The following is a 304-nucleotide window of genomic DNA, read 5'->3' as shown; positions in this document are numbered from 1 at the left end:
TTTTTTGGAGTTTTTGGCGGTGAACTTCCTCAAGTTCACCGCCATTAATGCAAAGGCTAATTCATTTGTCGCCTTTTGTTTTCCTCGAACGGAAAAACGAGTGAAACCTAAATTAGCCTTCAAAAATCCGAAAACTGGCTCCACGTCAATTTTACGTTTGCCGTAAATTTCACCTGTTTTCTCGTCTGAAAGCTTCGTGCGTACATATTCTTTTTGTGATTCCCACTTCTCGTTGAGGAATACTTTTCTGTTATTTCCTGGTTTGGCTTTCGTGCACAAATCACGAAGAGGACAACCGGAACAG

At 41.1% G+C, this 304-nt stretch carries 1 protein-coding gene; it reads right to left on the bottom strand.

Going from position 1 to position 304, the window contains the following annotated elements:
- Positions 1–304 (bottom strand): transposase (locus tag L3V42_RS18130; RefSeq protein WP_238472631.1); only part of this gene is annotated, 304 nt, incomplete at both ends.

The organism is Oceanobacillus alkalisoli (genome assembly GCF_022213125.1).
Classification (GTDB): domain Bacteria; phylum Bacillota; class Bacilli; order Bacillales; family Amphibacillaceae; genus Oceanobacillus; species Oceanobacillus alkalisoli.
Note: the sequence above shows the minus strand (reverse complement) of the source record. Positions and strands in the feature narration are given on the sequence as shown.